General features: G+C 32.2%; 11 protein-coding genes. 5 read left to right on the plus strand and 6 right to left on the minus strand.

The window, feature by feature from the left end:
* Positions 1-4 precede the first annotated feature (4 nt).
* The 6 genes from JL193_RS03310 to JL193_RS03335 form a co-directional block, all read right to left on the minus strand.
* Positions 5-2,425 carry a glycoside hydrolase family 31 protein gene (locus JL193_RS03310; protein ID WP_207972475.1) on the minus strand — a complete coding sequence of 807 codons (2,421 nt, stop codon included), beginning with the start codon at positions 2,423-2,425 and terminating at the stop codon, positions 5-7.
* 200 nt (positions 2,426-2,625) lie between these two features.
* Positions 2,626-4,581: a glycoside hydrolase family 13 protein gene (locus JL193_RS03315; RefSeq protein ID WP_207972476.1), complete on the minus strand. Its 1,956-nt coding sequence runs from the start codon at positions 4,579-4,581 to the stop codon at positions 2,626-2,628.
* A 60-nt stretch (positions 4,582-4,641) separates the two neighbouring features.
* Positions 4,642-6,948, minus strand: a complete 2,307-nt coding sequence (locus tag JL193_RS03320) for a glycoside hydrolase family 65 protein (protein WP_207972477.1) — start codon at positions 6,946-6,948, stop codon at positions 4,642-4,644.
* A gap of 146 nt (positions 6,949-7,094) precedes the next feature.
* Positions 7,095-7,751, minus strand: a complete 657-nt coding sequence (gene pgmB / locus JL193_RS03325; RefSeq protein ID WP_207972478.1) for a beta-phosphoglucomutase — start codon at positions 7,749-7,751, stop codon at positions 7,095-7,097.
* 6 nt (positions 7,752-7,757) lie between these two features.
* Positions 7,758-9,104, minus strand: a complete 1,347-nt coding sequence (locus JL193_RS03330) for an MFS transporter (protein ID WP_207972479.1) — start codon at positions 9,102-9,104, stop codon at positions 7,758-7,760.
* 145 nt (positions 9,105-9,249) lie between these two features.
* Positions 9,250-10,272: a LacI family DNA-binding transcriptional regulator gene (locus JL193_RS03335; protein WP_207972480.1), complete on the minus strand. Its 1,023-nt coding sequence runs from the start codon at positions 10,270-10,272 to the stop codon at positions 9,250-9,252.
* Between the two features lie 199 nt (positions 10,273-10,471).
* Here JL193_RS03335 and JL193_RS03340 point away from each other — a divergent pair, with 199 nt between their 5' ends.
* The 5 genes from JL193_RS03340 (at position 10,472) to JL193_RS03360 (ending at position 20,965) form a co-directional block, all read left to right on the plus strand.
* Entirely contained in the window at positions 10,472-13,396 is a 2,925-nt protein-coding gene (locus tag JL193_RS03340) for a SusC/RagA family TonB-linked outer membrane protein (protein ID WP_207972481.1), read from the plus strand.
* A gap of 11 nt (positions 13,397-13,407) precedes the next feature.
* On the plus strand, positions 13,408-15,024 hold the full coding sequence (locus JL193_RS03345; RefSeq protein WP_207972482.1) for a RagB/SusD family nutrient uptake outer membrane protein: 1,617 nt from the start codon (positions 13,408-13,410) through the stop codon (positions 15,022-15,024).
* A 21-nt stretch (positions 15,025-15,045) separates the two neighbouring features.
* Entirely contained in the window at positions 15,046-16,143 is a 1,098-nt protein-coding gene (locus JL193_RS03350) for a SusE domain-containing protein (protein ID WP_207972483.1), read from the plus strand.
* 28 nt (positions 16,144-16,171) lie between these two features.
* Positions 16,172-18,004 carry a SusE domain-containing protein gene (locus JL193_RS03355; protein WP_207972484.1) on the plus strand — a complete coding sequence of 611 codons (1,833 nt, stop codon included), beginning with the start codon at positions 16,172-16,174 and terminating at the stop codon, positions 18,002-18,004.
* A 69-nt stretch (positions 18,005-18,073) separates the two neighbouring features.
* Entirely contained in the window at positions 18,074-20,965 is a 2,892-nt protein-coding gene (locus JL193_RS03360; protein WP_207972485.1) for an alpha-amylase family glycosyl hydrolase, read from the plus strand.
* The last annotated feature ends 9 nt before the right edge of the window (positions 20,966-20,974 follow it).

Below are 20,974 nucleotides of genomic sequence, written 5' to 3' on the forward strand. Positions count from 1 at the left end.
AGGTTTATTTTGTGGTTATTTTAATCTTTAATTCTTTTGTAGGATTCCACTTTAACATCAGGCGAAGTGTATTATTTTGAGGTGATATTTTAACTCTTTTTTTACCTATTTTTATCTTTCTCGGGTTCCAATTAATATTATGAACAACCAATGCTATTTCTTTTTCTGATGTTTTCCAATGGTTTCCGAATTCGGCTTCCAAATCAATTTCTAACCATCTTTTTGAGAGTTCTGCTTCAAACTTTAACAATTCGTAGTTTCCTTTTTCGAAGGCATTTGCTGTAATTCCATCGTCATTATAAAAAGTTCTTTCGCTTTCTTTTACAGAAGCATCGTAATAATAATGTAGCTCTAATTTGTTGCCTTTGTAATTATCTGTGGTTTGTACAACATTGGTCATTAAAACAAAAGCGCCACCTCTCACGTAAGTAGGAATGGATTTTTGTTTTACTTTTACCAATTTTGTTTGCCCTCCTTCTATTTTTTCATCAGAATAAAAATGAAACCAATTGGCCGTTTTTGGAAAATAAATTTCTTTGGTTTTTAGAGAATCTTTTAAAATGGGTGTGATTAAAAAATCTTTTCCCCATAAATACGTTTCTGAATTTGCCATTAATTTATCATCATTCTCTTCAAAAAAAATCGGACGCATTAAGGGGGTACCTTTTTGGTTATTTTCGAAGGCTAAATTGTAATTGTAAGGCAATAATTTGTAACGCAATTCTATGGCTTTTTTAGCATGTTTTTTTGCAAAATCGCTTCTAAAAACAGGTTCGCTTGCAACATCTTCTTGTGCATGTGGTCTAAAAATTGGCTGAAAGACACCATATTGCAACCATCTTACATATAAATTATCATTTAAATTGGCCCCTGCAAAACCGCCTAAGTCTGAATGCATATAGCCCAAACCTTGCATGCCCATTTGTAACGCAATTTCTGGTTGCGATTGCAAACCACCCCAACTTCTGTTTACATCTCCAGACCAAGGAATCATACCAAAACGTTGCGAACCTGAATAACCTGCACGCATTAAAATAAACGGTCTTTCGTTTGGAAAATCGGTTTTATACCCTTCAAAAATTAGTTTTGCCCAATCGTGACCATAAGTATTGTGCACTTCATTTGCTGAACCTATGGCATGTTGTACCCAAGTTGGATGCACTTCTGGCTCGCCTAAATCGCCCCATAAACCTTTAACGCCTAAGGCTAAAATCTCTTTATAAATGTTCCAAAACCAGTCTTTTCCTTCTTTTTTATAGATATCTACAATTCCTGTATTTCCAAAATAGAAATCGTATTTTGCAGGATTTCCAACAGAATCTTTTGCTAAAACATCTTTTGCTACAGCTTCGTTCCATTTATTTGAGTTTGTTAAAATAAATGGTTCTGTAATTAAAACGGTTTTTACGCCTTTTTCTTTAAAATTAGAAATCATGCGTTTTATATCTGGGAAAGAGTCTTTGTAAACCTCTAAATTACCCATGGTTCCTTGAATGTCTTTCCCAAACCAATACAAGTCTAAAATAACTGCGTCAACAGGAATTTCTTCGTCTTTAAATTTTGCAATGGTTTTTTCTGTTTCTTTTTGAGAATGATAACCAAATCTGCTTGAAAAATTTCCTAAAGCCCATCTTGGTGGCAAAGGTTGTTTGCCTGTTAATTGGGTGTAATTTTCTATTAATTTTTCCCATGAATCTCCAACAATAACTTGGTAGGTTTTTCGCCCAGAAATGGTTTCATAGGTTAAAGAATTGTTTTTTTTACTATCTAAATCTAAATAACCCACTGGAGCATTATCAAAATGAAGCATGTATTTTTTTGATGAAATTACAATGGGCAAGGTAAAATTCATCAGCGCTGAATGTGTTTCGTAACCATAATGGGCTCTGTTAAATAACGCCAAACGATTGCCACGCCTGTTCATTCCTAAAGCCCTTGCTCCTGCTCCGTATAAAACTTCGTTTTCTGTTAAATTGAATTCGATTTTCTCGGTTTCTTTAGCAATAATATTGTCTTTTACAGTTTCTAAAGCATTGTGTTTCGATTTATAGTAGCCTCTTTTTTCTGAGATAACTTCTTCTCCTTTATAAAAGTATGAGATTTTAAAAGGCTCTTTTTGAATTTGAACTTCTATTCCATCAGATTTATAAATTACTTTATTTTTTAACTGATTTATAATAATGTGAGTTTTTTTAGGCTTTAAAACAACTGCATGAGATGTATTTGATTGAACTTCTCCTTTTGGTAGGAATGAAGTTTCTACAATTTCGGATGAATAAAATTCGATTAAATAACGACCATCGTTCACTTGAATTGTTATTGTATTTCCATCTTGTTTTAAATTTTCTAAAACTCTTTTAGAGTTTTGTGAAAATAAAAAAGTAGATACAAAAAGTAGTAAAAAAAGAATTTTGATGTTTTTCATAATTAATTTTGAAACTTTTAGATGTTCTCGATACAAATTTATTCGTTCCTCATAAATTCACTCGAACTGACGGTCTTTGTTATTTTTTTCAATAAAAAAGTAAGAGAAATAGTTAATATCCGTTTTTTTATGTTATCATTTTAAAATGTTCTCGATATAGTTTCAATAAAAAATCGAAAATTACCCGAACTGACAGGCTTTTAATCAAACTTACTTTTTGTGGTTAAAAGAATGCTTCCTTTTTGTTTTAATTCAATATCATCCCCCCAAATAAATTGTTCGCCAGTAATAATATTTTTAAGTGTTTTACCTTCTAAACCAATTTCTACATAGCGTTTTAAATCAATAGTAATTGGTTTTTCATTTTTATTGATAATGTTTACAACAACTTCATCATTTAAAATTCTGAACAAAAAATATGTTCCCATGAAGGGTGCAAAATGAACGGTTTTTCCTTCATGAATTGCCTTTGAATCTTTTCTATAATTTAAAAATTTCTTTAAAAAAGATTGCATTTCTTTTTGCTGAGAAGTTAAACCTTTGCCTGAAAATGCATTTACAGTATCTCCTTGCCAGCCACCTGGAAAATCTGTACGAATTAGACCATGATCACCAGGTTTTTTAAAATCGTCCATTAAAATTTCTGTTCCGTAATAAATTTGCGGGGTTCTAGGCATTATTAAGTAGGTAGTTAGTGCCATTTGTGTATTTGCAAAATCGCCATTTAATTGTGTATAAATTCTACTCATATCATGATTGTCTGGAAAAACCATAATATCTTTTGGTGATGCATAATGAAAATCATTTGCCAAACCTTCATAAATTTTTACCAAACCTTTGTCCCAAGATTCTTCCTCATTTAACGCTTCTACTACTTTTCTTTGCATTGCAAAATCCATTGTAGAAGTTAAATTAGATTCGTAACCATCTCTATTATTTGCACCTTTTTGCCAATAACCTATCAATAACGGATTGTAACTCCATTCTTCGCCAACAATAGAAAAATTAGGATATTCATTCATAATTGCTCCTGCCCAATCACTCATAAATTGTTTGTCTGGATATGGATATGTGTCTTGTCTAATTCCTCCTAAACCAATAGTTTCTATCCACCAAATACTATTTTGAATGATGTATTTTGCCATAAATGGATTTTTTTGATTCAAATCTGGCATCGTTGAAACAAACCAACCATCAGTATTTTGCTTTTTATCAATTTTTGAAGCATACAAATCTTCATTGGTAGTTCTTCTATGATTTGAGGTAATTAAATTGCCATTATTTTCGAAATTTTCTTGATAATTTACCCAATCTTTAAAAGGCAAATCTTTCATCCACCAATGTTCGCTACCACAATGATTGGCAACTTGGTCCATTATTAATTTAATACCTTTTTCTCTGGCTTTATCTGCCAGTTCTCTATAATCTGCAAGAGTTCCAAATCTTGGATCTATCTCATATAAATCTGTAATTGCATAGCCATGATACGACTGTTTTGGCATGTCATTTGTTAACAACGGAGATGACCAAATTGCAGTAAACCCCATTGTATTAATATAATCTAAATGATTGGTAATTCCTTTGATATCTCCTCCATGACGTGCATAATCATCATTTCTGTTAATACTATTTTCTTTTAAAAATTGAACAGATTCTCCAGTTTCATTAATTTTTGAAGTTTTAGAACCAATATCGTTTGACGAATCTCCATTTGCAAAACGATCTGGCGTAATTAAATACAAAACATCTGAACTATTAAAACCCACATATTCTTCAGCAGATTTTTCTCTTGATTTTAGTTCGTAAGTATGTGTTTTTTTTGTTCCGTTTTTATTAGTAAAAACAATATCAAATTTGCCTGGTTTTGTAGATGAATCAATATTTAAATCGATAAATAAATAATTTTCACTTTTTGCAGTATGCACTTTTTCAATGGAAACTCCTTTATAAGAAATTGAAGGTGTAAAATTACCAATACTAGGTTCTTTTACTAATAATTGAAGTGAAGTGTCTTTAAAACCAATAAACCAATTTAGTGGCTCAACTCTTTCTAAAGTTGTGTTTGAAATAGAAACTTTAGAAATGTTTTCTTTGGTTTTTTCGTTGTTACAAGAAATTAAACCGATTAATAAAAAAAAGAAGATTAAGTTTCTCATCAATTGTGTATTTAGACCTTTCAGTTTTGAAAAACTAAAAGGTCTTTATTTAAATTCTGATTAAACAGTTACTAAATTATTAGGGGAAACTGTAATTAATTTTCCGTTGACCAAAATGTTTATTTCGTTGTTTCCATCAATTTCAAAAACGGAACCGTTTTGAGAAACATTAACCGTAATAATTTGATTTCTAAAATTTACTTTAAATGAATACGATTTCCATTCTTTAGGAATTTTTGGCGCAAAAGAAAGTGTGTTATTTAATATTCTCATGCCACCAAAACCTTCTACAATACTCATCCAAGTGCCTGCCATGGAAGTTATGTGTAAGCCTTCTTCTACTTCGTGATTATAATCATCTAAATCTAATCTTGAAGTTCTTAAGTAGAATGCATATGCTTGTTCCATTCTATTTAATTTTGCTGCTTGTATGCTATGTACACAAGGAGATAATGAACTTTCGTGTACTGTAAATGGTTCGTAAAAATCGAAGTGACGTTCTAATTCTTCCGTAGAAAAATCATTTTCAAAAAAGTAAAAACCTTGTAAAACATCTGCTTGTTTGATGTATGGTGAACGTAAAATCCTGTCCCAACTCCATTTTTGATTAATGGGTCTTTGGCTTTTGTCTAAATTGGCAACTGTTATTAATTCCTTATCTAAGAAACCGTCTTGTTGCAAGAAAACGTTGTGTTCTTCTGAATACGGAAAATACATATTGTCTGCTACTTTTTTCCATCCCATTAATTCATCATCCGTAAAAGCAACTTTTTCTTTAATTCTGATATAGTCTGAAGTATGATTTGTTTTTACAATTTCAATATTCTCTAAAGCATACTCAATACACCATTTTGCAATATAATTGGTGTACCAGTTATTGTTTACGTTGTTTTCGTATTCGTTAGGGCCTGTTACGCCTAACATTACGTATTTGTTTTTATCTGTAGAAAAATTTACTCTTTGATGCCAAAAACGAGCAATTCCTATTAAAACTTCCAAGCCTTTTTCTGGAATGTAAGAATAATCGTCTGTAAAACGATGATAATTAAAAATTGCAAATGCAATGGCGCCATTTCTATGAATTTCTTCAAAAGTAATTTCCCATTCGTTATGGCATTCTTCACCATTCATAGTTACCATTGGATACAATGCTGCTCCGTTTTTAAAACCGAGTTTTGCTGCATTTTCAATCGCTTTTTCTAAATGATTGTATCTGTATTCTAATAACTTTTTTGCAACAGATTGGTCTTTGGTTGCCATATAAAATGGAATGCAATAGGCTTCTGTATCCCAATAGGTGCTTCCTCCATATTTTTCGCCAGTGAATCCTTTGGGGCCAATATTTAAAGTCGCATCTGTACCTAAATACGTTTGATTTAGTTGAAAAATATTAAAACGGATACCTTGTTGCGCTTTTACATCACCTTTTATAGTAATATCTGACATGTTCCAAATCTGCGCCCAAGATTGTTTTTGCATTTCTAACAAAGCATCGAAACCAAAACTTACAGCTTTGTCTAAAACATCTTTTGCTGTAGCAACTAATTCGTTTTTATTATGGTTTCTATCCACTACATATCCACCAAATTTATGAATTGTATAGGTTTTGTTCTTTTGAATTTCTTGGGTATATGAACAAGTTGCTCTTTTGCCTGTTTTAGAATGGTTGCAATCTGTTATAACCTCGGCAGTATCTATAAACAAACGAGATTCCATAAAGGTACAGGTGTAAAAGTGCGTTTTCATGGTTCTTGCTTGTATAAAAGATTGCTGATTGTTTTGTGCGACCTCTAAAACATCCCAAAATTGATCATCCCAATTGGTGTCTTCGTTTGTAATACCTGCATCTAAATAAGGTGAAAAAGTAATTGTAGCATTTGTGTTTAAAGGAGTTACTGCATAACTTATGGCACCAACTTCATCTAATTCTAAACTTAAAAAACGTTTTGTATCAACCTTGATTTTAATTCCGTTTTGTAATTCGGCTTCAAAACTTCGAGACAACCAACCTTCTTTCATGTTTAGCTCTCTTTTAAATTTTGAAACAGATTTGCATTGATTTAAATCTAAATTTTCATCATTAATTGTAACATTAATTCCTATCCAATTGGGTGCATTTAATACTTTTGCAAAATATTCTGGATAGCCGTTTTTCCACCAGCCAACTCTTGTTTTATCTGGATAATAAACACCCGCAATATAGCTTCCTTGAAAAGTTTTACCTGAGTAATTTTCTTCGAAATTAGCACGTTGTCCCATAGCACCATTTCCAATACTGAATAGGCTTTCTGACGATTTTACCATTTCTGGATTAAAACCTTCTTCGATAATGGACCAATCATTGGGTATGATATAATCTTGATTCATTTTATGTTTTTTATTTTCCTGCAAGATCTCAAAGACCTTGTAGGTATTTATATAATTATCTTAATATTTATGTGGTTATTAAAACCCGTACTTTATTTTATACCTACAAAGTTTTAAAAACCTTGCAGAAGATGCTAGAAATATTACTAGTTTCTATTGATTAAATCTTGTATAAAATTGGTATCGATTTCTGTAAAATCGTTGAAATTATATTTTGCTTCCGATAAAACCTTAGCATCTCCAATTCCTATACTAATCATTTTTGCACTGTTTGCGGCTTGCACACCTGCTACAGCGTCTTCAAAAACCACACAATCGCTTGAATTTACGCCTAATTGTTTTGCGGCCAAAAGAAATACTTCTGGGTTTGGCTTGGCTTTTGTTACGTTGTTTCCGTCTATAATTGCATCAAAATAAGAAATTAAACCCACTTTTTCTAAAATAGGTTGTGCATTTTTACTGGCAGAGCCTAATGCAATTCGGTATTTTCTATTTTTTAAGTAATCTAATATTTTGGGTACGTCTGGTAGAATTTCAGAAGCGTCCATAGTTTCTATGTACTTTAAATAATCGACATTTTTCTCAATCATCCAAGTATCAAATTGTTCTTGTGTTGCTTCTATTTTACCGATTTCTAATAGAATTTCTAAACAACGTTTTCTACTAACGCCTTTAAACAATTCGTTTTGTTCTTTGGTAAATTCGAAACCTAATTCGTTGGCTAATTTTTTCCAAGCTAAATAATGATATTTGGCAGTATCTACAATAACACCATCTAAATCGAATATAAATGCTTTTTTCATTTTAAATTAAACTATTTTTACTACATCATCGACATCTTTTACTTTGTAAACTAAAGCTGCAGCAATTAAAAAACTAAATCCACTAATCATTAAAGCAAAAATTGCTTCATTATTATAAGCGTATTTTACTAATGGTCCACCAATTAACGCATTGATAATTTGCGGAACTACAATAAAGAAATTGAAAATACCCATATAAACTCCCATTTTTTTAGCAGAAATTGAACCTGCTAAAATGGCATATGGCATTGCTAAAATACTTGCCCAAGCAATTCCAACTCCAATCATAGAAACTATTAGCCAATTTTCATTTGGCATAACGTAAATTGATAAAAGTCCTAAACCACCAATAATTAAAGATATAGAATGCGTTTTTTTTCTGCCCAGTTGTTTGGCAATATATGGTAAAGCAAAAGCATAAAATGCAGATACTAAATTGTAAATTCCAAAAAGAATTCCAACCCAATCTCCAGCATTTTGATAGGTTGTACTACTACTATCTGTGTGTGGTAAACCATAAATATGTTGTGCAATTGCTGGTGTGGCAAAAACCCACATTCCAAATAAACCAAACCAAGAAAAGAACTGCACCCAACTTAATTGACGCATTGTGGTGGGCATTTTTTTGAAATCTTCAAAAATATCCATCAAACTAGAACTCTCTTCTTCAGAAACTTCTTCTGTATCATTATCAAAATTTGCTAGTTCTTCAGGAGAATATTCTTTGGTTGTAGTAACCGTAACTAAAATTGAAATGATTAAAATAACTGCTCCAATTATAAACGACCAAATTAAGTTTGCTGGCACGACTCCTGCTAAAGTTTCGTTTGAAACACCAAACCAATTTGTTAACGCATAAGGCAACCAAGAACCAACTACAGCACCAAAACCTATTAAAGCTGTTTGAACGCTAAAACCTAAAGTTCTTTGATCTGTTCTTAAATTGTCGCCCACTAAAGCTCTAAAAGGCTCCATGGCAATGTTAAAAGAAGCATCCATAATCATTAAAAAGCCAGCTCCTACCCATAGTGCAGGTAAAAAAGCGATAAAAATATCTGCTTGTGGCATTAATACTAAACCAATGGAGGCTAAAATAGCTCCAACTAAAAAGTACGGTTTTCTTCTACCAAATTTTCCCCAAGTTTTATCACTGTAATGACCTATAATTGGCTGTACAATCAGTCCCATTAGAGGGGCAATTATCCAAAACCAAGAAAGTTCGTGGACATCTGCTCCAAAAATTTGTAAAATTCTACTTGCGTTTGCGTTTTGTAGGGCGAACCCCATTTGTATTCCTAGAAATCCAAAACTCATGTTCCAGATTTGCCAGAAGCTTAATTTACGCTTTTCCATTATCGAATATTATAAATGAATATTACGATAAGTTTTTTCGACTTATCAATTAATAAATTTTGTGGAATGTAATTTACTGATAAACCTTAATAATGCAACAAAGATATATTTATTTTGTGAAATTGATAAAAAATAACCAAAAAAGTTACGACGACGGTTTCGTAGATTCTCGTAATTTTAAATCGCTAGAAATTACAATTTTTTTAGGTTTAAAAATTTCAGTTTCATTTTCGATTCTATCAATTAATAATTCCACTGCTTGTTTACCCATTGTAAAACCATGTTGCGCAATTGTAGTAATAGATGGCGAAGAATATTCGGATATTAAACCATCTGTAAAACCTATTATAGACATGTCTTTTGGCACTGTAAACCCTTTCTCTTTGGCTATTCGCATCGCATTTGCTGCATAAATTTCATTTACAGCGAAAACAGCATCAATATTTTCACTAAATACTTTTTCTATTTGAGGCTTTATCTCTTTACTTTCATCTACCTCTGCAATTAAATTTTTATTTGTTTTAATGTACGATTCAATTAAAGCTTTTTCGTAACCTTGCCTTCTTAAAGCCCCAACATTTACGTGGTTTGGTGTTGTTATTAATGCTATGTTTTTACAGCCGTTTTCTACTAAGTATTTGGTTGCTTTATAGCCTGCACCAACATCATCTACCACTACTTTATCGCAAGATATTTCGTCTACCACTCTATCAAATAATACTAGTGGAATTTCTTCTGAGACCAAGCCTTTTATATGGTTAAAATCTTTATTTTCAAGGGTTTCACTTGCTATGGAAATAATTAAACCATCTACACTTCCATTCGATAAAACTTTTAACGTTTCTACTTCTTTTTTGTAAGACTCATTAGAGAAACAAACCATAATGTTATAGCCTTTTGCATTGGCACCATCTTCTATTCCCATAATAACTGTAGAGAAAAAATGATGCACTATTTTAGGCAAAATTACACCAATTACTTTGGTTTTTTGGTTGCGAAGTTGCAATGCTAAATTGTTAGGTTTATAGTTGTAAAGATTGGCATATGCCTGAATCTTGTCTTTAGTTTCTTTACTAATCTCGTGACTATCTTTTAATGCTTTAGAAACGGTTGATGTAGATACTCCTAATTCTTTTGCGATTGTTTTAATGGTAATTTTTTGCTTCATTTTTTATTAAATAATGAATTTTGATGCTTTATTCTGCTAATTTAATGACAAATTACGAGAAAAAGTTGTCAACACGAAACCGATTTCGTAGATTTTATTCTATTGAAAACAAAGATTCTATGTATATATTTACAATGTGGAATGTAAATTTATTGTTAAATCAAAATCAAATTTACAGTTATTATTTAACAAATTATACATGAAAAAATTTAAATTATTGTTAATTGGAATTCTTTTAACTACATCTTTTAGCATGTTTGCTCAACAAACAGTAAAAGGTGTGGTAAAAGAAAAGTCATCTGGCGAACCTTTGCCAGGTGTTAGTGTGGTAGTAAAAGGTACACAAAGAGGTACTGAAACCGACTTTGACGGTAACTTTAGTATCACTAATGTAAAAACCGGAGACGTTTTGGTTTTTAGATATTTGGGATATGCAAATAAAGAAATTACTATAGGAACAAACTTTAACTTTACAGTTGAACTAGCAGAAGCTGCACAACAATTAGATGAAATTGTTGTGGTAGGGTATGGAACCACAACCGTTAAAGACGCTACAGGTTCTGTAGAAGCTATTACCGCTAAAGATTTTACAAAAGGTAACATTGTTACTCCAGAGAATTTATTAAGCGGTCGTGTTTCTGGAGTTAATATTACTACTAGTGGTGCTCCAGGTTCTGGTTCACAAATTACAATTAGAGGTGGTTCTTCTATTGGTGCATCTAATAGTCCATTAATTATTATTGATGGATTACCGATAGAAAATAGTGATGCTTCAGTTTCTGGTTCTAGAGGTTTATTAGCAAATATAAACCCAAATGATATCGAATCTTTCTCTGTTTTAAAAGATGCTTCTGCAACTGCTATTTATGGGTCTAGAGCTGCAAACGGTGTTATTATTATTAATACTAAAAAAGGGAGAACAGAATACAGTCTAGATTTTGATATGCAGTACACTTTTGGTGAAGTACTGGATAGGGTACAAGTATTTTCTGCTGATGATTTTAGAAATATCATAAACCAAATAAGACCTGGAGATGCAGCTTTGTTAGGAAACTCTAATACAAATTGGCAAAATGAGATATTACGAAACACTGTTTCTTCTTTATACAATTTAACAGCCAGAGGACAAATCTTTGGAGCAATTCCTACGAGATTGTCTCTAGGGTTCGCAAATCAGGAAGGCTCTGTATTAACATCTGAGTTTGATAGAAAAACCATATCGCTTTCTATGAATCCTTCTTTATTTAAAGATCATTTAAAAATTAACTTAAATTACAATAGAAATTTTGAGGATAGTCGTTTTGGTGATGCTGGGCAAATAGGATCTGCTTTACGTTATGATCCTACACAACCTGTTTATGACCCAACATCTCCATTTGGTGGTTTTTACCAACATATCGTTAGTGGTGAACCTGCAAATGGAACCACAAACCCTGTTGCTGCCCTTTTACAAAGAAACAACACTGGTTTTGCTTTTAGACAGTATGGAAATTTAAATTTAGACTATAAGTTTCATTTTTTACCTGAACTAAAAGCAGTTATAAACGTTGGTTTTGATAAGATAAAATCAGAAAACACAGACATTACTTCAACAAAAGCTCCTGCACAATCTAATGCTTTATTTCGTGGAAATAATGCTTTTAAAACGCAAGAAAGAGGTAACCAATTATTTGATAGTTATTTAAATTACATAAAAACATTTGATAAAACTAAATTAGATGTAACAGCAGGATATTCTTACCAAAGATTTGAAAATTTTGGTACTGATTCTGGAAACAAAAACAACCCTAATAATGTGGCTACAACGTTTGCAGACCCAGATGTTGTAAATATTGGTTTCTTTGGTAGAGCTAATTTAACTTTTTCAGAAAAATATCTATTAACTCTAAATTACAGAAGAGATGGTACTTCTAGATTTGGAGAAAATAATAGATGGGGTAACTTTGGTGGCGCAGCTCTTGCTTGGAAAATTAGTGAAGAAGATTTTTTAAAAGACAACAAAGTAATATCGAACCTAAAACTAAGAGCTAGTTATGGTGTTACTGGTCAGCAAAATATCCCAGGATCAAATGATATTTATTTAGACAGATATCGTTTTGGCAACCAGGGATCTCAATATATATTTGGAAATCAAGTAATACAATCTACAATACCTTCTGCCATAAATCCTAATTTAAAATGGGAAGACACAAAAACTATCGAGTTTGGTGTTGATTATGGTTTATTTAATAATAAGTTTTCTGGTTCTTTAAATTACTTTAATAAAGTATCTTCAGATTTATTTTTTAATGAAGCCTCTTTAGCAGACGGAATTAATTTTTCTAATGCTATTATTCAAAATATTGGTGAGTTAACCATAAATGGTATCGAATTTACCATAAATGGAGATATTTTAAAAACAGACGATTATAACTGGAATTTTACATTTAATGCTACTTATTTAGATAGAGAAATTACAAAAACACTAAATAACCAAGAGTTTAGAACTGGCGGCACAGGTGGTGGTACAGGTAATACGATTCAACTTTACAGAGTAGGTTTTGCACCAAATTCATTTCACGTATTTAAACAATTATACGACAGTGCTGGTAAACCTATAGAAGGAGCCTATGTAGATTTAAATGGAGATGGTTTAATAAATGATAATGACAGATACTTAAAAGAAAACCCTAATGCAGACATTGCGCTAGGTTTCCAATCATCATTTAATTATAAAAACCTTGATTTTGCTTTTAACTTAAGAGCAAATATTGGCAACCACGTTTACAATAATGTGAATTCTGCAAGAGCACAATATGAACTTTTAAGAGACAATGCCGTTTTAGGGAACATACCTACCTCTGTACTAAATACCAACTTTGTAAGAACTGCAGATGTAATTAATTCTGATATTTATGTAGAGAATGCCTCTTTCCTAAGAATGGATAACGTTACGTTAGGATACACTTTTAATAATCCTATTAAAAAATTCTCTTACAGCAGTTTAAGAATTTGGGCTGGTGTACAAAATGTATTTACGTGGACCAACTATACTGGTTTAGACCCAGAAGTATTTAATGGAATTGATAATTTAATCTATCCAAGGTCAAGAAATTTCTTATTTGGAGCTAATATTAAATTTTAATAAAATATTATATGAAAACAATAAAAAAATTATTAGCCTTAACATTGCTAATATCAGTTTTTGCTTCTTGTACAAAAGATTTAAACATTGTACCTGAAGACGACCAAACGACACTTAGTGAAAAGCTTTTTGAAAACGAAACTGCTTATTTAGAAGTTTTAGCAGGTATATATGCAAACTTATCTCTAACAGGCACAGATGGTGCTGGTAGTTCTAATATACAAGGTTTGGATCCAGGTACCAGCCAATATGGTAGAGTCTTATTGTACTTACAAACACTTTCTGCAGATCAAATGATTTGGTCTTACGAAAATGATCCTGGTACAAGAGAAATTCAACGTAATATTTGGACTGCTCAAAACCCACTTATTCTTGGTATGTTTAGTAGAGCCTCTGTATCAGTTGCTTTTGCAAATAACTTTTTACGAGAAACTACTACAGAAAAATTAGACGCAAGAAACGTATCTGCAGCAACAAGAGCAGATATTGTAAATTACAGAGCAGAAGCTAGATTGCTAAGAGCATTGTCTTATTATCATTTAATGGACTTGTTTGGTAAAGCTCCGCTTGTAAATGAAAATGATCCAGTAGTAAACTTTAATCCACCACAAGCAGACAGACAACAATTATTTACATACATAGAGTCTGAATTAACTGCCATAGAAGTAGATTTAAAAGACCCAATGACCAACCAACATGGTAGAGCAGATAAAGCAGTTGCATGGATGATTTTAGCTAAAATGTATTTAAATGCGGAAGTTTATATTGGACAAGCCAAATATACTGAAGCTGCAGATTATTGTATCAAAATAATTAACGGTGGCTATACATTAGCTACAAATTATGCTGACTTATTTATGGCAGATAACAATACCAATTCTGCAGTAAATGAAATTATATTCCCTTTAATTTCAGATGGAATAGAAACTCAAAACTTTGGACCAACAACAGTTATGGTAAATGGTTCTGTTGGAAGTATAGAACAAAATGGAACTCCTCTTGGCGTGGGTGCTGGTGGCTGGGGAGGAGCCTTAAGATTAAGAAGAGAGTTTGTACAACTTTTCGATGCAAGCGTGTTTAATACAGACGCAAGAAATACCATAATATCTGGAAGCAGAGATATTGAAATAAGAGATATTTCAGATCAAGATCAAGGATATATTCTAGAAAAGTATTCTAATGCAAAATCTACAGGAGGTTTTGGGTCAGATCAAACCTTTGTAGATACCGATTTTCCTCTATTTAGACTTGCAGATGTTTACTTAATGTATGCAGAAGCACATTTTAGAGGTGCAAGTGGAACCAATACAGATCTAGCATTTAATTATATAAATCTTTTACGAACTAGAGCTAACAATCCTCAAAACAATTTATCTATGAGTGATTTTAGTAATAATAATGAAATCTTAAATTTTATTTTAGACGAAAGAGCAAGAGAACTGCATTGGGAAGCAAAAAGACGTCAAGACTTAATACGTTTTGGAAAATTTACTGGAGGAAATTATAACTGGGCGTGGAAAGGTAATGGAAGTAATGGCATTTCTATATCTGCTGATTTAAAAGTATATCCAATACCAAATGCTAGTTTAGCCTCAAACCCAGAGTTAAAACAAAATCCTGGATATTAATTCTAAAACAATTTTGAAACAATGAAAAATATAAAAAGATTTTCAATTATTACAACAATTGCACTTGTATTATTAGTGTTCAATTCTTGTGACGATAGTTCTGAAAAATTTGAAATCGGAACACCAGATGCCCCAGTTTTACAAGAACTAAACTTTGTGAGGTTAGAGTTAGATGCAGTAAACACAAACAACCCAGCAGTTACTTTAAACTGGGCTGAGGCAAACTACGGGCAACAAGCATCTGTAAATTATTCAATAGAATTTTCTAAAACAGAAGATTTCGCTGAATCAACTGTAGCTACGACAGTTACTGGAAAAACATCTCTAACATTATCTGTAAGTGAAGTAAATACAGCTGCTGGAAATGCAGGTTTAAATCCTTTTAATTGGGAAAACATTTACATTAGAGTAAATGCTAGTTTAGGAACACAAGACAGTCAAAAAATAGCATCGAACTCGCTGCTATTAGAAGTTTACCCTTACTTTAACTATACTTTTAATGATTATTATTTAGTAGGAGATGCAACAGCTCCTGGATGGAACAACAACAATAACAACCCTGCACTTTTTAGAGATCCTAATGATGCAAACAGGTATTTTTACACTGGTTTTTGGGCAGAAAACGGACACTTTAAAGTATTATCAACACTTGGAGAATGGCAACCGCAATATGGTACAGATGATGGCACAACTGTAGGTGCAAATTTAGGTGGAGGAACTGACCCAGAAAGATTTCCTTATGGAGGTGGAAACGGAATTCCTGCAGGCTTTTATACATTTGAGATAAACTTTGCAACCAATACTTTTTCCTTTGAAGCTTTTGATGCTTCAGGAAAAACAAGTCCTGCTTCTTTAATACTTAAAGGTTCTAGCACAACAGATATCTCAATGAACGCTTTGGCATTTGATGGTCATATCTGGTATGCTAAAGACGTAAAATTAACTCCTGGAAATGTAGAGTTTGAAACTGGTGCTGGAGCTAAATGGGGTAGTTCTACTTCTTTTTCTGGAATTGCTACAGACGGTGGAGGCGCAATTCCTGTTGTTGTGGAAGATAATTACGATGTATGGTTTAATGATTTAACAGGTCGTTATATCTTAATTCCTTTAAATTTATAATATCAAAATAACTTATAAAAGATAAAAAATGAATATTTATATAAAAAGATTAAGCTACTTGTTTTTATCATTAACACTTTTACTAAGTGCTTGTGATTCAGAAGAGAGTTTAACAATAACAAGCCCAGAAGCCGAGTTTGTTTTAGATACGCCAGGAATCAGCAATATTTTTCTAAATTTTGCTCTACCGAATAACCCCGCATTTACCATTACTTGGAATGATGAAATAAATGCCGGAGCAACTTACGATGTAGAGATGTCTTTGGATGCAGATTTTACAAATCCAATTTTATTAGGAACAACTGAGAAAAACAATTTCTCAATGACTGTAGATAATTTAAATACTGTTTTAAACAATGCCAATGTAAAATCATTTTTGCAAACAGCTATTTTCCTTAGGTTAAATACTGGAAGTGCTTTATCTAATGTAATCTTATTTCAGGTATCTAAATATGCTGTAGAAATGCCTATAATTACAGGTCCTGATGTAGCAACAGGTATTGTATTATCTGATGTAGATTCAGATTTAGTAGCTACTACAATTACTTGGGAAGATCCAGAAATTACAAGCACAAGTTCCATTGAAATATCTTATGAATTACAAATGGTAAGTAGTGGAGTTGGTTTTAACAATCCTATTATTTTAGGAAACACCTCTGAATTATCTTTAGATTTAAAACATGGTGAATTAAATACTTTTGTTTTAGACAACGGAGGTACAGCTGGAACAGCATCTGATTTTGACTTTAGAATAAAAGCAACTGCAAAAACTGCTGCTGGTGATTTATTTAGAACTTCAGATGCAATAACACTTACAATAATTCCATATGACGTTGCCTTACCTCCTGCTCTTTATGTAGTTGGTGCTGGTGCTGTTGATGCTGGTTGGGGATGGACTTCTCCTGTAGAATTACTTTTACAAGGAAAAACATATTCTGGAAACATAAAGTTAAGTCCAGATAATGGTGGAAATTTCAGGTTTTTTACAGATAAAACTTTAGAGTGGGCTTCACCAAGTTATAATTTTCCTTATTTTTCTGATAGAGGATACACAATTGATAGCAACTTCGAAAATGCAAATGATGGAGATTCTAACTTCTTGTTTACAGGAACCGCTGGTGAATATTTCTTAGAAATTAATACAGAAACAGAAACAATCACATTAGGTCCTGCAGTAGTTGGTCCAAATTGCAACTTTGACCAACTTTGGGTAGTTGGTGCTGGTGCAGTGGATGCTGGTTGGGGTTGGAGCAACCCAATACAAATTAGTTGTACTGGAACTGGTGTTTACGAAGGAAACATCAACTTAACAAACGATGCTTTTAGATTTTTCTCGGACAGAACTTTAGAGTGGGCTTCACCAAGTTTCAATTATCCTTACTACGAAAACGCAGGATATACTATAGATCCTAGATTAGAAAACGCTTTAGACGGAGACAGCAATTTTAAATTCAACGGAACTCCTGGTCAATATGGTTTAACAATAGATGATGTAAACAAAACAATTACTTTAAGTGATCCAATTAAATTATGTGAATTTGATCAATTATGGTTAGTTGGTGCTGGTGTTCCAGATGCTGGTTGGGGATGGACTTCTCCAGTTGCATTACCTTGTACAGGAGCAGGAATTTATTCTGGTCAAGTTACTTTTGCAAATGACGCGTTTAGATTCTTTACAGATAGAACTTTAGAATGGAGTTCTACAAGCTATAATTTCCCTTATTTTGAAAATGAAGGCTATACCATAGATGTTAATTTTGAAAATGCTAATGATGGAGATAGTAACCTTAAGTTTGTTGGAACCGCTGGAAACTATACACTAACTATAGATACAGTAAACAAAACAATCGTTTTAAATTAAAAGTAGTTCAAAAAGGCTATAGACTTATATTTATAGCCTTTTTTTTCTTAAAAATAAAAATCAATAATTATGATTAAAAAATTACTTTTTTTCACTTTTTTTATAAGTTCTTTTTTCCTAAATGCTCAAGTATCACTTAATGTTAGTGCCATTGAGGTTGATGAACCTGTTACAATTACTGTAAATATTAATAGTACAGATAGTAATTGTAATGGTTTAAGCAATCCTTCTAAAATATACATGCATTCTGGTATTGGAGACAAAACAAATGCTTTTGGATTTAGTGTTGTTGGAAACTGGGGGCAAGATGATGGTATTGGCGAAATGACATCTAATGGAGATGGTACTTATAGCATCACAATTACACCACAAACCTACTATAGCTTAACACAAGCTCAAGCAGATAACGCTGCTCAAATAGGAATGGTTTTTAGAAATGCAGACGGTTCTCAAGAATTAAAAGCATCAGGTTGTAACGATTTTATTTTTCCTGTAGGAAAAGTACAGATTTCCATTACAAACCCTACAAAAAATCAAGTTTTAGTAAGCTCTGGAGACAACCTAACAGTTTCTGCAACTATTAGTTTTCAAGGTTCAACAACTGTTCAGGGTACTTTTGAAATATTTTACAATAGCGTTTCAGTTGCTACAGGTACATGTGGTTTTCCTGCATGTAATGCAACCATTACAAACATTACAGAAAGCGGTACTGTAAGATTTGTAGGTACAGCACCAAGCTCCACAGAAAGTGGTGAGGCTAGTTTTGAAGTGATTGTAGCTCCAACTGTTGTTGAAGAAGCAATTCCGAGTGGACTATTAGATGGCATCAACTATCACTCAGATTCTACAAAGGCAACATTGGTTTTAACTGCACCTAATAAAGATTTTGTACAAGTCGCTGGTAGTTTTAACAACTACGCTCCTACTGCTGCAGATGTAATGAAAAGAGATCCAAGTACAGGAAAATATTGGTTAGAAATTAACGGTTTAACTTCAGGAAAAATAGAAACCTATCAATATTGGGTTTTTGACAAAACACCAATTGCAAATTCACCTTCTATTGTAAAAACTGCAGACCCATATTCAACTTTAGTTTTATCACCTTTTGATGACCCTGGAATTTCTTCAAATTCATATCCAAACATACCAAGTTATCCTTCTGGTCAAGAAAGAGAGGTTACTGTTTTACAAACTGGTCAAACACCTTACAATTGGCAAGTAACTAACTTTAACGCGCCAAAAGAAGAAGATTTAATTATTTACGAAGTTTTAGTTAGAGATTTTGATGCAAACAGAAATTATCAAGATTTAATAGATAGAATCGATTATTTTAAGAATTTAAACATCAATGCTATTCAACTAATGCCAGTAATGGAATATGAGGGAAATGAAAGTTGGGGTTATAATACGTCATTTCATATGGCATTGGATAAATTTTATGGAACTGAAGCTAAGTTTAAAGAATTTATTGATGTTTGTCATCAAAACGGAATTGCAGTTATTTTAGACGTTGCCTTAAACCATGCATTTGGTAGAAATCCATTAGTTAGAATGTGGATGAATGATCCAGATAACGATGGTTGGGGAGATCCAAGTAGTGAAAACCCATATTTTAATGAAACCGCAAGACATAGCTACAATGTTGGTAGTGATTTTAATCATCAAAGTGCTCTAACACAAGAATATACAAAAAGAGTGGTAAAACACTGGATAGAAAATTTTAATATTGATGGTTTTAGATGGGATCTTACCAAAGGTTTTACACAAAACTGCTCAGGAAGTGATGAAACTTGTACAAACGCTTATCAACAAGATCGTGTAGATGTCTTAAAATCTTATGCAGATTATTCATGGTCTTTAGACCCAGAACATTATGTTATTTTTGAACATTTAGGTGGACAAAATGAAGAAAAAGAGTGGGCAAATTATCGTCTTGCAGAAGGAAAAGGAATTATGATGTGGGGAAAAATGACAGACTCTTACAGTCAATTATTAATGGGTTATAGCTCAAACTCTAACATTAGCGGAATTGGACATAAATCTCGTTCGCAATTTAACGGACCAAGACTTATTGGCTACCCTGAAAGTCATGACGAAGAAAGAATCATGTACAGAGCTGTTAACTTTGGTAATAGTGCAGTATCTAGCCATAATGTAAAAGACTTAAATACAGCGTTATCTAGAATGTCTGCAATTGGTGCTTTTAGCATAACAATTCCAGGACCAAAAATGTTATGGCATTTTGCAGATTTAGGAATGCAAAATTCAATTTTTACTTGTAACAACGGAATTGTAAATGAACCAGGAGGAACAGATGGAGACTGTAAATTAGACACAAAACCTCAACCACAATGGTCTGAAAATTGGATTTCAAACGTAAATCGAAAGAAAATTTATGATGATTGGGCAAGAATGAATGCACTAAAAATAAACGAACCTGTTTTTGAAGGAGATTATACAATTACTTCTGGTTCATTAACACCAAGAATTGATATCTTCGATACAAGTATTCCTACAACATCACTAAGAAATGTAGTTATATTGGCAAATTTTGATGTTGTTGTACAAACTATAAATACAAATTTCCCTTTTGCTGGAGATTGGATTGACTTAATGGACCCAACAAATAACACAACCTATTCAGCTAGTTCTATTACATTGCAACCTGGAGAATTTAAAATATTTGGTAATCAACTAGCAACATTATCTACTGAAGACAATCGTTTAGAAAATAATTTGGTTCGTTTATATCCAAATCCAACCAGTAAAAAATTCTCTTTATCAAAAAGTGTAGAAAATGTTTCAATTTTTGATATTACTGGCAAAAAAGTAAAAGAATTTACGAATAATACGATTCAAAAAAACGTGTTTTTAGTAAATGACTTAAATACAGGTATTTATTTTGTTAGAATTAAACAAGATTTAAACAAAATTATTACCAAAAAATTAATTATTAACTAACTTAAAATT

Origin of the sequence: Polaribacter batillariae (genome assembly GCF_017498485.1) — a bacterium.
GTDB classification, from domain to species: Bacteria; Bacteroidota; Bacteroidia; order Flavobacteriales; family Flavobacteriaceae; genus Polaribacter; species Polaribacter batillariae.